The organism is Methylobacterium marchantiae (assembly GCF_042679825.1).
Taxonomy (GTDB): domain Bacteria; phylum Pseudomonadota; class Alphaproteobacteria; order Rhizobiales; family Beijerinckiaceae; genus Methylobacterium; species Methylobacterium marchantiae.
In genome coordinates this window covers 1-13973 of sequence record NZ_JBHTND010000009.1, presented here as the reverse complement: position 1 = coordinate 13973, position 13973 = coordinate 1, and the positions used below count along the sequence as shown (strand labels likewise).

Genomic DNA, 13973 nt, shown 5'->3' with positions numbered 1-13973 from the left:
CAGAGCACAGGTTTCCTAAACTTCAATTGGGCGTCGCGGTGGGAAACTGCGCGGCGGATCCGCTCAAATTCGGGGAACGCTCAAGGCCCGCAGGCATGCTGGCCCAGCCGATCCCGAGCCAAGCCCCGGCCTCTCTGGGGAAGGTGTAGAGACTAGACGGGCGGCGCCTAAAGATCGCGACGGGTCATTCCCGGTGGATCCACGGCGAAGGGATAGTCCAGACCACGAACGCTCCTCTACGGAGCGGCGGCGGAAGCCGAAGTGGGATGAAACCTGGGGTCGCAGGTTCGAGACCTGCCGGGGACGCCACCATACTTCAAGCCCTTGTCCGGGCCGAAATTCCTCCGCGATCAATGCCGTATGCGCGGCCGGTCATACAATCGGGCGATACGATCGCGGTGGCTTTGATGTCGCACCTCATTCGTGACAGGCTCGGCACGTACTGCCTCCGTCGGGCCATCCCGGAAGACTTGATGCTCTTTGACCTGGCCTCTTGTTTTCCCCCGTTCATAACCACAGTCCGCTCTGGTGTGGTCCCGTCGGGACTGGATTGCAGAGGCGTTCGGGATGAGCCCGCCCAAGCTCGTGTAAGGTTGGCAGGTTGCGTTCTCTGCCCGCCAGGCCTCAATGATGCTCCGTGCCGCCGGCAGGCTCCGGAACAGAGATCAGAGCCTTGTCCATAAAATTGGACTCGTGTGTTGTGTCTGGTTGCGATCGCTGAATTCCCTTCTGCGCTTAGTTGGATCATGGGCGCATGCTACTCCTTGGATCTGCGCGAGCGGGTGACCCGCTTCGTCGAGCCGCTGGGCTCACTGTGGTCGGCTGCGCGGCAGTTGCGCAATCAAGCTCCTGCTGCGGCAAGCTCGGACCGGGTCTCCAGCGACATCGCGGCATTGTCGTCCGACGGGCAATGGCAAGTTGGTAAACCGTCCCGTATTTCCATGAGGCCGTGCGTAGGTTATTGATCCCGTGTCGGAATTTCGACTCAACAGTTGGACCCGTCGAGGAATCGACCAGCGCTTCTCAACGAACCGTTAACCGGCCACGCCGGACTTTGTACCGAATATGACGGACGCGCAGTTTTTTTGGGTTGGGTTGATTAGGCGAACGTGAAAGAAACAGCGACCGAAGAAATGGGAGCATTGCCGCCCTGCCAAATGGCAACGTTTGCGACGACGCTCTAGAGACTGCACGGGATCGTACATGGCTGGGCAGAAAACAGATGCGCGCGATGTCCATGTCGGCAGGCGCATCGCCGAGCAGCGGAAAAAATCGTCCCTGACCCAAAAGCGCGTGGCCCAGAGTTTCGGCATGTCGGCGGCGCAATTGCAGAAATACGAGAAAGGCATCAACCGCATCAGCGCGATCCATCTCGAAATCCTCAGTCGTATGACGGGCATGCCGATCGACTATTTCTTCGACGGTATGAATCGGAGCGACGACATTCCCTTGCAGGGTTTCAGTGAACCGCCTCAACAGGCCTTCGCCGAGCAGAGCAGATCGCAGAATTCCTGGATCGGTCTCGTCGATGTCGTCGCCAAGCATGTGACGGAAAACTTCTCGGAAAAGGGCCGTCGCGAATTCGCCGCTGCAGTACAGGCCTTGGATGAGAAGCTGAGCGGTTGACGTATCGTATGTTTCGTTCTTTCTAGCGGATACGTTCGATTTGTCATCTTGACCGTCTCAGGCCAGGGTGCGAGAAACGCTGCGTTCCGAAGACCGGGTCGAACGCTGTCGAGGCGAACCCGAAACCGGGGGTGCCCTAGATGCCGCGTTCGAACTATCTCTTCACCAGCGAGTCGGTCTCCGAAGGCCATCCGGACAAGGTCTGCGACCGTATCTCGGACACCATCGTCGACGCTTACATCGCGGCGGAGCCTGAAGCGCGGCTTGGAGTCGAGACGCTCGCCACCACCAATCGCATCGTCATCGCAGGCGAGGTACGCGGACCGGATTCAGTCACCTTCGAGCATCTGGAAAACCTCACCCGCGAGGCCGTGAAGGATATTGGCTACGAGCAGTCGGGCTTCCATTGGAAGAACAACGACATCGCAATCCATCTTCACGCTCAGTCAGCCGACATCGCGCAAGGCGTCGACTCGTCCGGTAACAAGGATGAGGGTGCCGGCGACCAGGGCATCATGTTCGGTTACGCCTCAGACGAGACGCCCGAGCTGATGCCGGCGCCAATCTTTTATGCGCACAAGATTCTCAAGGACCTCGCCGACGCCCGCAAAGCGAAGCAGGGTGACGCCGCCAAGCTCGGGCCTGACGCTAAGAGTCAGGTGACGGTGCGCTACGAGAACGGCCGCCCCGTCGGCGTCACTCAGATCGTACTTTCCACGCAGCATATAGACGAGGCTCTCGACTCGGCTGACGTGCGCGCCATCGTAGAGCCCTACATCCTCGCGGCCTTGCCGCAAGGTTGGGTTGGCGAGGAAACCGTCTGGCACGTCAACCCCACCGGCAAGTTCGTCATCGGCGGTCCCGATGGTGATGCCGGCCTAACCGGCCGCAAGATCATCGTCGATACTTATGGTGGTGCGGCTCCCCATGGCGGCGGCGCATTCTCGGGCAAGGATCCGACCAAAGTCGATCGCTCGGCCGCCTATGCCGCCCGATATCTCGCCAAGAACGTCGTCGCCGCGGGCCTGGCGACTCGTGCGACGATCCAATTGGCCTACGCCATAGGCGTGGCGAAGCCGCTCTCGATCTACGTGGACCTGCACGGCACCGGAAACGTGGATGAGGCCAAGCTCGAAACCGTCCTGATGGATGCCCTTGATCTCTCGCCCCGCGGCATTCGATTAGCGCTCGGCCTGAACAAGCCGATCTACGCCCGAACCTCCGCCTACGGTCATTTCGGTCGGAAGCCTGAGGATGATGGCGGCTTCTCGTGGGAGCGCATCGACCTCGCCGACAAGCTCAAATCGGCACTGTCCTGACCCGTGGAAGCCGGGCGGGACGATCTCCCGCCCTATGATGGCGGGGCGGTAGTGGAGGGCATAGATCGCGCCTTCTATGGACGGCGCAAAGGTAAACGGTTGCGGGCCGGCCAGGAACACCGACTCGCCGAACTGTTACCGCACCTGCGCGTTTCGCTGCCAGTCGCCGGCGAGTATATCGATCCTCCATCGCTGTTTCCGCATCAGACAGACGAGGTCTGGCTCGAGATCGGCTTCGGCGGCGGCGAGCATCTCGCGGCGCAAGCTACGCAGAATCCGAATGTCGGGATTATCGGTGCTGAGCCCTTCGTCAACGGCGTCGCTAAGATTCTCCGCGCCGTAGATGATGCCGAGTTGCGAAATGTCCGGATCTGGGACGAGGATGCCACCGTACTTCTCGCCGCGATTCCCGATGCGAGCCTGACGCGGGTATATCTGCTCTATCCCGATCCTTGGCCGAAGCGTCGACAGCGCAAGCGCAGATTCGTCTCGGATGAGACGCTCGCTGAGATTGCTCGTGTACTGAAACCCGGCGGCGTGTTCCGCTTTGCCAGCGACATCGACGATTACGCCGGCTGGACCCTGGTTCGAGCGGCACGTTGCGAAGCCCTTACGTGGACCGCAGCATTAGCGGTAGACTGGAATCAGGCCTTCTTGGGATGGCCAGGCACCCGTTACGAAGCAAAGGCAATCGCAGCAGGCCGAGCTCCTACCTACTTGGAGTTCCGCCGGGCCGGCTGATCTTGCTGGCGAAACCGTCGATACCGTGCCGCCCATGGTTCTCCCGAAGAAACTTTACCGGCCGACGTCCGGTGTTCTGCGGCACAGCTTTTTCGTCGCAAGCTCTTGCACTGCACGATGTTGCGACCTCAGATGATGATGGAATGAACATCCGGGTCCACCGGAGCAAGCGATGATGCCTCCCGCAACGTAGGGGCATTGCCGAGCGAGGTTGCGGAGTGGGCAGCGGAACGGACCGAGGATCGCCTCTTCTTGGGGATTCATACCCCCCAACTGACCTCTATCGGCGCGGTTTCGATGAGGCCGGCGTTGGACTTCTCATTCTCGACGCTGTCTCGGGGCATATTCTCGACGCCAATAGGGCCCTTTGCGACCTTCTCGGGCATCCCCGCGGCGGCCTGACCGGCAGTTCAGCGGCATTGCTCGGGGACGATCCCGCTTTGCTTTTCGCCGGAATCCGGCGCTGGACTACGAAGGACGGCAGCCTCATCGACGTCCGCGTCAGGACATCGCCGACGTCCCGGCCCGATGCATGCCGCACATTCGTTGTTGAGCGGGTCGATGCTGACGAGATCGTCCGCTCTGAGGAAAACCGTGCGGCCCTCACCGCGGCCGGCCTCGGCGAGTGGCGGCTCGATCTCGCAGACGGTTTCCTGAGATTATCGCGGCGGGCAGCGCATATCCTAGGCTCATCTCCCGGCATGTCGCTGACATGGGCGCAAGTCCAGGATCTGATGGACGAGTCCGAGGCAGCGAGGATGAAGGATACGGTCCGCGCGGCGATCATAGAAGATGCCCCCTTCGCTATCGAGGCACGTCTGCGCCGCGCGAGCGACGGCATCGAGATCCGGATCAGCGCAAGAGGGCAGGCCATCGGTGCCATAGGCGCTCGACCCGCCATCGTTGTTGGTGTCTTGCAGGACGTAACCAAGCGCGTGGAGGCGCGCGATGCCCAACGCGAGAGCGAGGAGAGACTGCGCATCGCCACGTCGCTGGCCGAACTCGGTATCTTCGAATGGCATATGCTTGACGATCAGGCCGTTTGGGAAAACGAACGCATGTTCGCGATCTTCGGTCGCGCGCCCGAGGAAGGCGCACTCGGCAAGCGCGAGTTCCTGAGCACCGTCCTCCATCCAGATGATCGCGCGGCGTTTCGCTCGGCGATTTCGACGGCTCTGCGGGAAGACTCCACCCTCCAGGCTAGCGGCCGCATCCGCCGTGCCCAGGATGGCGGATGGCGGATCATCGACATGGCCGGCCGCTTCGAAAGCGATGCACGCGGTCGCCTTCCCAGGCGCCTTATCGGCGTGGTCGCCGATGTGACCGAACGCAGGGTCGCCGAGGAGCGCCAGGCGCTGTTGATCCGCGAATTGCATCACCGGGTGAAGAACACTCTGGCTACGGTCCAGGCTATCGTAGGCTCCACTGCACGCACGGCTTCCAGCATCGAAAGCTTCTACGAGGCCTTCGTCGGACGGATCATGTCGCTCGCCCATACGCATTCGGTTCTCACCGAGGATACCTGGCAGACCGCCTCTCTGAGGAAGCTGATCGAGAACGAACTCCGCCCGTATGGCGACGCTGGGCAGGATGTGCCCGGCACAGGGCGAGTCACTCTCGACGGGCCACCAGTGGATCTCGCCTCCGAGATCGCGGTCCCTATCGGCATGGCCATCCACGAACTGACCACCAACGCAGCGAAGCACGGCGCTCTCTCGACGCAGGAAGGCCGGGTCGCGATCTCCTGGAGACTTTCCGAAGATTCGACAGGAATGATGCTGCACCTCGATTGGTCAGAATTTGATGGGCCGCCCGTGCGACCGCCCACCCGTCAGGGTTTCGGCTCACGCCTGCTGCAGCGCGTGCTCACCGCGCAGGTCCGTGCCGAGATTGCGGCGAGCTATCCGACCGAAGGATTCCGCATGACGATGACGGCGCCGCTGCCCGCCCGCACCGAGGGTCTAAACCCATTGTCCTGACCGGGCGTTTCCGCCCTCGTCAGGCGGCCCCGCGGGCGCCGCCTTCCTCGCCGCCAGCTTCTACGAAAGCCTTAAGCTCGTCCAGAGAATCAAAGGTGAACTGGCCGCGCGGCGTATCAGCTTCGATGGATCCGTTCGAGTACATGACATAGGTGTTGCCGCCGGACGCGTAGGTTCCCACCACTTGGAGGCTCCCCTTGGCGGTCAGCTCAGGAGTCTCGGGCTCGCGGGGTTCGAGCGGCTCGGCCGAACTCGGCGCACGGTCCGGCACGTCTGTCAGCGAAGGTCGCAGGCCCAGAGGCTCCTCCGGCTCGACCCTCTGCGGGCCCGACGGCGGCAAAACCGGAGGGGCGGTGGTCGTTTCCGTGACCGTGGATATCCCGACGTTGGCTTCCGGTGCCGGGATAACCGTGTCGACCATCGGTGTCGGCCTGACCGGCCTCGGCGGTTTGTTCGGCTTGATCCGGCGCGGCGGCACGGTGCCGGGTTCCGGTAAGGCCGAAGAAATCGGGCTTTGCCGCGTTTCCTTGATGGCAGGAGGAGGCGGTTCAGGCAGGAGATCGGACAGCAACGGAGAAGCCGGGTCACTGCCCAATGGTGTGAGGGACATAGTATCGACGGCAGATTGCGGATGTGAGGCTGGTCTCGGTTCAGTCAATCCGACGATGCTCGGACGTTGCTTTCCGGGCGCTGCCGACTCCTCCTCGGAAGTTTCAATCACTAGCCCTGGAGGCTCGATCCGGTTCGTCTCCTCCGGTGACATGCTAGGCGCATCTGCACCGCGCCCGTTTCCCTGCTCCATCAACACTCGCTCAAGGCGCTTGAGGTAGGTGGCCACGACGGCAAGACCGAGGAGGATGGCGCCGGACGAGGCCGTGGCGGCGCCAGCGATGGTCATTGTCCATCCGCTTTCCAGCCTGACATAGGGGAAGCCCTGGACGACGGAAGCAATGCCGCCGACGATCATGACGATGGCGAGCGCGAACAGCGCGAGGATCATGGAACTCTCTGATGACGCCTGCACCTGGAAGTGCGGTGCACACAGTAAGGCCCGGCCTGGGTTTTGCAAAATCTATCCGCTGGGAAAGTGCGTCCGACGTTCGATCTCCGACGCCCGTTGCCCTTGGCCGGGGACCGACTTAGGTACGAGCGCGTTGGCCAAGTAGACGGCGCGACCCTCGCATCCCTTCGAGCGAGCCTCACCACCTTGCGCCACCAGACCCGGGAGACCTGCCGATGACCTTCACCCTGCCCGAACTGCCTTACGCCTACGATGCGCTCGGCCCCTACATGTCGAAGGAGACCCTCGAGTTCCACCACGACAAGCACCACAAGGCCTATGTCGACACGGGCAACAAGCTGCTCGAAGGCACAGGTCTCGAAGGCAAGACCGTCGAGGAGATCGTCACGGCGTCCTATGGCAACAATCAGCCGTTGTTCAACAATGCTGGCCAGCACTTCAACCACCTTCACTTCTGGAACTGGATGAAGCCCAACGGTGGTGGCTCGGCTCCTGCTTCGCTGGCCGCAAAGATCGACGAGGATCTCGGTGGCTTCGACAAGTTCAAGGCGGACTTCATTCAGGCTGGTGTTAGCCAGTTCGGTTCGGGCTGGGCCTGGCTCGCCGTCAAGGACGGCAAACTCGCCATCCTCAAGACCCCCAACGGCGAAAATCCTTTGGTGCATGGGGCTAAGCCGATTCTTGGCGTCGATGTTTGGGAGCACTCCTACTACATCGATTACCGCAATCGCCGTCCCGACTACATCAAGGCTTTCATTGAGAACCTGGTGAACTGGGAGTACGTCGAGAAGCTTTACGGCGAAGCCTCGAAGTAAGCTTCGCTGCGGTCGTCGCGCCGCGGATCTTCGGATCCGCGGCGTTATCGTGTCGACTCTCTTGAGATGGCAGGGAAAGCGCGCTCTTGAATGCGCCCGATCTGCCAATGCCGGCACCATTGAAGCCGGGGTCATCTTCGCTTCAGTCGATGTACTGCGCGCATTTGGAATTCTAGATCTACGCCTCGTTCGATAGGACGTTGCCCGTGTGTGACATCCTATCCTCTCGTCGCTCCCCGCCACGACCCTCATGCTGAGGTGCCGCATAGCAGCTTCGAGGGCGCCCTTCAGGCCGCTCGGCGCGGACTTGAGCGCCCATTCGAAACCGGCCACGCGATCGTCTCGGAATGAGGTTGCGGTTGGGCTAGATATTGGGCCGACGACCCCCTCGCTCCATAGACCGAAAGCGCTCGTCCCTCATGATCCGCAGCATCCTCTCCGTTGGCGGCTGGACGCTGGTTTCACGCGTCACAGGATTTGTCCGCGATGTGGTGATGGCCGCGGTGCTCGGAGCCGGGCCGGTCGCGGACGCCTTCGTCGTCGCCTTCCGGTTGCCCAACCACTTCCGTGCGATCTTCGGCGAGGGCGCGTTCAACACAGCCTTCGTCCCTGCCTATGCCGGCCTGTCCGAGACGGCCGAAGACGGCGGGGCCCGACGTTTCGCCACTCGCATCTTCACTCTGATGCTGCTGACACAGATCGTGCTCCTGGCCATCGCTCTGCCGGCGATGCCGTGGGTCGTACGCACCCTGGCGCCGGGCTTCTCGGAGGATCCCGAGCGCTTCGGCCTCGCCATCGCACTGACGCGTATCACCTTCCCCTATCTTCTATTCATGACCCTGGTGACGCTGCTGTCGGGCATCCTCAGCGCCCATCGACGCTTCGCCGTGGCGGCGGGTGCACCGGTTCTCCTCAACCTCTCGATGCTGGCGGCCCTAGCTCTGGCCGGGTTTTTTCCCAACGCCGCCTACGCCGCCGCCTGGGGCGTATCGGTCTCCGGCGTACTGCAGTTCGGCTTGGTTTGGCTCGCCTGCCGACGAGCGGGATTCGCCCCAGGCCTGAGCGCGCCGACCCTGCGCGATCCAACCATGATGCGGTTCTTCAAGGTGCTCGGCCCGGCGGTGATCGGCGCGGCCGGTTTCCAGATCGCCACTTTCGCCGACACCATCATCGCGAGCTTCCTGCCCATCGGTGCAGTCTCAGCACTCTATTACGCAGACCGGCTCTATCAACTGCCCTTCGGCGTCATAGCCATCGCCGCTGGCACCGTGCTGCTACCTGAAATGAGCCGCCGGATCGCCAAGGGCGACGTTGCCGGCGCGCATACGGCCCAGAACCGCGCCGCCGGCTTCTCGCTCGCGCTGTCGGCCCCCTTCACCATCGCTTTCCTCACGCTACCCGGCCTGATGATGACGGCCCTGTTCCAGCGCGGCGCCTTCACCGCCGAGGATGCCGACCGCGCCGCCTCGGTGCTCGCAGCCTATGGCCTCGCTCTCCCCGCCGTGGTGCTGGTGCGAAGCGCTGTGGCGAGCTTTTATTCCCGCCAGGACACGATGACGCCGCTCATTGCATCGCTGGCCTCCATCGCCCTCAACGTCGCACTGAAGATCGTCCTCACCGGACCCTACGGCGTAACGGGCTTGGCTCTCGCCACAGCCATCAGTCAGTGGCTGAACCTCACCCTCCTCTTCGGACTGGCGTGGCGAAAGGGTTGGACGGCCCCGAGCCGAGGCTTGGGTGCCACCATCGCCGGGGTCGTCATCGCCTGCACCGCGCTTGCCGCCACGGCGGTTTACGGACTGCCGCTGCTGGAGAGATGGATCCCAGCCCTACCGCATTTCCGCGAGATCATAGTTCTGGCTCTCCTCGGCCTCGCCGGAACGCTGGTCTACGCCACACTGTTACTAGGGACCCTGCGGGCGTTCGGCCTGCGTCTGCGCAGAGCCTGATCCACCATGACCGATGGCGCATTGTTTGCCGGCAAGAGCTTCCTTACCGGCAAGACCTTGGCGGTCTTCGATGCCTACGGCACCCTCCTCGACGTGAACTCCGCCGTGGTCCGCTACGCCCGGGACATAGGCGGTGATGCAGACGCTTTCTCCGGCTTATGGCGAACGAAGCAGCTCGAATATTCCTGGGTGACGGGATTGATGGGACGCTACGCCAGCTTCTGGTTGCTGACCGAGCACGCACTGGACTACGCTCTCGAACGCTATCCCGACATCGACCGTGCCCTGCGCGCAGCCCTGCTCGACGCCTATCGCAGCCTCGACGCCTATCCGGATGCGACAGACACACTGCACACTCTGCGCCGGCGTGGAGTCAGGACGGCGATCCTTTCCAACGGTGACGCCTCGATGTTGGCGGCGTCCGTGTCGGCGGCGGGCCTCGCGGAGGGCCTTGACGCCATCCTCTCGGTCGATCCGGCCGGAATCTTCAAGACTGCTCCAGCCGCCTACGAGATCGTCCTTCGCCATTTCAGAGCTATCGCTTCGGAGGTCGTATTCTTCTCCTCGAACCGCTGGGACATCGCCGGTGCGACGTCGTTCGGTTTCGATTCGGTATGGGTGAATCGCTCAGACCTACCGGATGAGTATGCCGACTTGGCTCCAGTGGAGGTCATCGCATCCCTCAGCCAAATCGCCTGAACCCGAGTTGGTCGCAATTTTTTCGATGCCTTGGTCTTCGCCACCGCCGGCCCCAATCTCTCCCCCGGCAAGTGCGTCAGCACGCCCGACAGATCCCATTCAATATACGATCTATGCGCTGTAGGCGCTCGGTCCGCTCATCAGGGTCGACAACCAGCGCATCAGCCGCTCCGAGAGGAAGGGTCTCACCGGTCGATGATGTCTGCGGTGCAGTCACCGTCGTCTCTGGACCACCCCCGTACCCGTCACCGCGGCCAACGCCTCATCAATTCCGGCAAGGCACGACCAACAGAGCACTGTGGCAAGACCGATATTGCCTTTACCAAGACGCCACGCACTCACACGATGGTCGACGATACTTCAGCTTTTCGCCTCGCAGGCAGTCTTCGAAAAACAGTATTGAGATTTCATTTCTCATGACTTCGATACGTCGAACCCGTGTTGGACGAATGATGTTTCCAAATAAAAACAATCAGCAATGGGATTGTTTCGGACCGACGCACACCTTCGCGAGCAATGCCCCCACTGACAAGCGGCGCGGGTGATAGCGTTACCGTTCTGCCCGGCCCCGCATCGAAGCAGGTTGTCCGGGCAGGCCGAGCCTGAACCCCGTGTCGCGAACCGCATCCCCTTCGATCCGATAGACGCCGATGTTCCTGTCGACGTAGTTGCCGACATAGACATACGCACCCGATGGACTGAACGCGACGCCTTGCGTCACATCCCCCGCCTCGGCCTCACCCGTCTGCCGGACCATGCCCGACGCATCAATGGTGAGCAGGGCGAGCGTCCCGGTCGGTGTAAAGCCGGGGCCCGTCGTCGGAGCACTCGATCCCCGGACCACGGCCACCGCTGCATGCCGGCCATCGGGCGACATCGCGAGGGTCTCCGGCGTATCGCCGATGCCGAGATGGTCGATCACAACCGGCCGCGCCACGTCGGCCCGGATCACGCTGATGCTATCGGCGTGACCGTCGCTCGGCTCGGGTCCAGTATTGGCGGCGAGAGCGAGACGTCCATCCGGGGTGAACTCCAGACCGTAGATGCCAGGGCCGACGGGAAGATCGAGGGCAGCATCGTAGGTCGCGCGGGTACCGTCGAGGGTGAGAACGCCGACCTTCGCTGCCTTGTTCTTGGCGACGAAGGCACGTCGTCCATCCGGAGCGATCGCTACCGCCGCCGCCTCGTCACCCACATCCACCGTCATGACGACACGCACGCTCGTCCCGGCAATGGAGAGGACGGTTACGCTGCGGCCTTCACGGTTGGCGACGAGGGCGAAATCGCCCGTCCGAGCGATGGCGAGGCCCGATGGCTGGCGTCCGACGCGGATCGTCTCCACGAGCCGAGGGGGATCGGCGAGAAGATCGATTACATGGAGGCGGTCGTCGGCCTGCGCATACCAAGCCTCGCTGTCCTGCCGCATCAGCACGGAGCTTGCCGCTAGGCCGAGCCGCCCGTCCGGGGTGATCTGAAGATTGGTAGGCGGTCCGTAGACGGAGTTATCGAGGGGGAGAACATGGGCGAGTCGGGGACGGGCCTCGTCGCTGACGTCGATTACAGCCACCGCATCGTGACCGTTGGAACCGTTCGTGCCGCCATCGGGCAGGAAGAAGGTTTTTCCGTCAAGCCCCACCAGCAGGAAGGCGGGCGCCTCGGCGGCGAAGGCGGGCGCCTCGGCGGCGAAGGCGGGCGCCTCGGCGGCGAAGGCGGGAGCGAGGCCAAGCAGCCCTGCCATAAGGCATCCGACGAAGCGCATCGTTCCCACTCCCGGCCGGCGGGCGAGGAAGGCCGCGCCATGGCACCTGCCGATTCCGATAAGCTCGTCTTATCAGAAACAGCATGTCGGAAGAGCTTGTGACGGATCAGGCACCCGCTGTCATGCGGCCCGGATCGTCGCGATGAACCGCGACATCGCTATGTCTAGGGTGTTGAATTGCTGAGACAATTCAGAGGCAGAGGCAAAGACCTGGGCAGAGGCGGCGCCCGTCTTCTCGGCAGCGGCAGCCACGGCGTTCACGTTGTGGGTGACTTCGTTGGTTCCGGCGGAGGCTTCGCTGACGTTACGGACGATCTCCTGGGTCGCCGCGCCCTGCTCTTCTACCGCGGCAGCGATAGACGCCGAGACGTCGTCGATCTCGCGGATGCGCTGGGTGATTCCGGCGATGGCGGTGACTGCCAAGTCTGTGGAGGCCTGGATCCTCGCGATCTGGCCTGTGATCTCCTCGGTGGCCTTGGCGGTCTGGCTCGCCAGAGCCTTCACCTCGGAGGCGACCACGGCGAACCCTCTCCCAGCCTCACCTGCGCGGGCCGCCTCGATGGTCGCGTTGAGGGCGAGCAAGTTGGTCTGGCCGGCGATGGTCGAGATCAGCGACACCACATCGCCGATGCGGGTCGTGGATTCGCTGAGGTCGCGGACGAGGTTCGCCGTCTCGGCCGCTTCGCCGACAGCGCGCTGCGACAGGCTGGCCGAACCCTGCATCTGGCGACCGATCTCCTGAACCGACGAGCCGAGTTCTTCGGCCGCCGAGGCCACAGTCGTGACGTTGGACGAGGCCGTATCCGCCGCGGTCGCGGCATTGGTCGAGCTTTGGGCGGTCATCGTTGCCGTAGCGCTCATGCTGCCCGCGGTCGCCTGCAACTCGGTGGCAGCGGCGCTGACCTGGGTAACGATGCCACCGACCGCGGCCTCGAACTGATTTGCCATGTCGATCATCACCGCCCTGCGCTGGGCTTCGGCGCCGGCGCGCGCAACCTCGGTCTCCGCCTCCAGGATGCGGGTGCGAACGATGTTATTCTTGAACACGATGACGGATTTTGCCATCGCTCCGACCTCGTCCGCACGATCGACGCCTGGCACTTCGATGTCGGTATCCCCCTGAGCGAGAAGACCCATCGCCGAGGCCATACGGCGCAAGGGTCGGCTCACGCTAAGGGCGAGCAGGATGGCGGCACCCGCGGCCAACAGTGCGGCGATAGCGACGAGCACGATGGTGGAGATCACTGCGCCGTCATAGGTTGCCTGTGCATGAGCACCGCTCTCGCGGGCGACACGCGCCTCGTAGTCGACGAGCTTCTGAAGCTCGGCCAAGACCGCACTGATCTCCATTGACATGGTGGTGTTGTAGGTGCGCTGGGCCTGGGCAAGGTTTCCGGCCTGGGCTTCTGCAGCGATTCCGTCCTGCAATGCCGAGTAGGCGGCCCACTGGGTCTCGAACGCCTTGTACAGCGCCTTCTCCTCGGCCGTGTCGAGACGAGGTATGTAGGCTGCTTGGACGTCGCGCATCTGATCGGCGCGCGACTTGAGCGTGGCGGCGACGCTGGCGCGCAGGTCAGGTGTGTCCGCGGTGATCAAGCGCCCGCCGTTGACCCGCTGTCGCAGGACGAGAACCTGAATCTTGCCAAGCATCTCGGTGTTCGGCAGATGATCGTCCCGCATTTCCCGCGCAACATCGTTCACGGCGCGAAGAAAAAACAATGACGATCCGCCAAGCGCAACCGCAAGTAGAAAAACCAGTCCGAAGCTAGCTATAAGCTTTGTTTGCACAGACAGCGACTTGATGAACATCGGAGCGACCACCTCGAGGTATATTTGAGGTAGCTATCAATTTTATTAACATACTGTAACGCCAACCATAGCTTCAGTTGCGCGCTCAGCAGCATTGGTGTGATCTCGCTCCAACCGAGAGAGTTGACGGCAGGTATGGGCGCCACAAGCGCATGCAGAGGAATCGCATTTGAGGATTTGATGTAGCGCCGGTTTGGGAATTGGGCTTCTGCGAGGCTTTTGGAGGGCATCGCATGCGGAGCCTGATCACGATCCT

10 protein-coding genes and 1 pseudogene are annotated in these 13973 nt (G+C 62.6%); 7 read left to right on the top strand and 4 right to left on the bottom strand.

Translation table 11 applies throughout. The features are described from left to right. Positions 1–507: 507 nt before the first annotated feature. A pseudogene (locus ACFQ4G_RS08420) lies at positions 508–662 on the bottom strand (IS3 family transposase); the annotation flags it as partial. Positions 663–1203: 541 nt separating this feature from the next. Here ACFQ4G_RS08420 and ACFQ4G_RS08415 point away from each other — a divergent pair. The 4 genes from ACFQ4G_RS08415 to ACFQ4G_RS08400 all read left to right on the top strand — a co-directional run bounded on the left by ACFQ4G_RS08415 (position 1204) and on the right by ACFQ4G_RS08400 (position 5665). Then, the gene (locus tag ACFQ4G_RS08415; RefSeq protein ID WP_238208816.1) at positions 1204–1626 is read left to right on the top strand and encodes a helix-turn-helix domain-containing protein; all 423 of its coding nucleotides are present in this window, start codon (positions 1204–1206) and stop codon (positions 1624–1626) included. A gap of 140 nt (positions 1627–1766) precedes the next feature. Further along, complete coding sequence (gene metK / locus ACFQ4G_RS08410) at positions 1767–2945, top strand: methionine adenosyltransferase (protein ID WP_238208815.1); 1179 nt, start codon at positions 1767–1769, stop codon at positions 2943–2945. Between the two features lie 3 nt (positions 2946–2948). After that, on the top strand, positions 2949–3686 hold the full coding sequence (gene trmB, locus ACFQ4G_RS08405; protein ID WP_238208814.1) for a tRNA (guanosine(46)-N7)-methyltransferase TrmB: 738 nt from the start codon (positions 2949–2951) through the stop codon (positions 3684–3686). Between the two features lie 218 nt (positions 3687–3904). Continuing rightward, entirely contained in the window at positions 3905–5665 is a 1761-nt protein-coding gene (locus ACFQ4G_RS08400; protein ID WP_238208813.1) for a sensor histidine kinase, read from the top strand. Between the two features lie 19 nt (positions 5666–5684). Here the strand turns inward: ACFQ4G_RS08400 and ACFQ4G_RS08395 are convergent, their stop codons facing one another. After that, on the bottom strand, positions 5685–6665 hold the full coding sequence (locus ACFQ4G_RS08395; protein ID WP_238208812.1) for a hypothetical protein: 981 nt from the start codon (positions 6663–6665) through the stop codon (positions 5685–5687). A gap of 236 nt (positions 6666–6901) precedes the next feature. Between ACFQ4G_RS08395 and ACFQ4G_RS08390 the strand changes: the two genes are divergently transcribed. The 3 genes from ACFQ4G_RS08390 to ACFQ4G_RS08380 all read left to right on the top strand — a co-directional run bounded on the left by ACFQ4G_RS08390 (position 6902) and on the right by ACFQ4G_RS08380 (position 10149). Next, positions 6902–7501 carry a superoxide dismutase gene (locus ACFQ4G_RS08390; protein WP_238208811.1) on the top strand — a complete coding sequence of 200 codons (600 nt, stop codon included), beginning with the start codon at positions 6902–6904 and terminating at the stop codon, positions 7499–7501. A gap of 419 nt (positions 7502–7920) precedes the next feature. After that, positions 7921–9450 carry a murein biosynthesis integral membrane protein MurJ gene (murJ, locus tag ACFQ4G_RS08385; RefSeq protein WP_238208810.1) on the top strand — a complete coding sequence of 510 codons (1530 nt, stop codon included), beginning with the start codon at positions 7921–7923 and terminating at the stop codon, positions 9448–9450. Positions 9451–9456: 6 nt separating this feature from the next. After that, positions 9457–10149, top strand: a complete 693-nt coding sequence (locus tag ACFQ4G_RS08380) for a haloacid dehalogenase type II (protein WP_238208809.1) — start codon at positions 9457–9459, stop codon at positions 10147–10149. A 550-nt stretch (positions 10150–10699) separates the two neighbouring features. On the opposite strand, the gene ACFQ4G_RS08375 is transcribed toward ACFQ4G_RS08380, so the two are convergent. Both ACFQ4G_RS08375 and ACFQ4G_RS08370 read right to left on the bottom strand, forming a co-directional pair. Then, complete coding sequence (locus tag ACFQ4G_RS08375; protein WP_238208808.1) at positions 10700–11887, bottom strand: YncE family protein; 1188 nt, start codon at positions 11885–11887, stop codon at positions 10700–10702. 141 nt (positions 11888–12028) lie between these two features. Then, a complete protein-coding gene (locus ACFQ4G_RS08370) occupies positions 12029–13717 on the bottom strand; it encodes a methyl-accepting chemotaxis protein (RefSeq protein WP_238208807.1) in 1689 nt (562 codons plus the stop codon). Positions 13718–13973 lie beyond the last annotated feature (256 nt).